The organism is Enterobacter sp. FUJ80071, from assembly GCF_038739915.1.
Classification (GTDB): domain Bacteria; phylum Pseudomonadota; class Gammaproteobacteria; order Enterobacterales; family Enterobacteriaceae; genus Enterobacter; species Enterobacter kobei.
In genome coordinates, this window is record NZ_JBBXKH010000009.1 from 1 (window position 1) to 350 (window position 350).

The window sequence follows — 350 nt, forward strand, 5'->3', positions numbered from 1 at the left end:
TCACTGCCCGGTTGTATGCGTGAGTTTACCGACTGCGGCCTGAGTTTTTTAAGTGTCGTAAAATCGTGTTGAGGCCAACGCCCATAATGCGTGCACTGGCGCGACATCCGACGCCATTCATGGCCATATCAATAATTTTCTGGTGTGTACCGGGCTGAGAGACGGTGTAAGTGAACTGTAGCTGCCATGTTTTACGGCAGTGAGAGCAGAGATAGCGCTGATGTCCGGCAGTACTTTTACCGTTACGCACCACGCCTTCAGTAGCTGAACAGGAGGGACAGCTGATAGAAACAGAAGCCACTGGAGCACCTCAAAAACACCATCATACACTAAATCAGTAAGTTGGCACC

1 pseudogene is annotated in these 350 nt (G+C 50.3%); it reads right to left on the reverse strand.

From position 1 onward, the window contains the following. A pseudogene (locus tag AAER43_RS25885) lies at positions 1 to 301 on the reverse strand (IS1-like element transposase); the annotation flags it as partial. Positions 302 to 350: the final 49 nt, after the last annotated feature.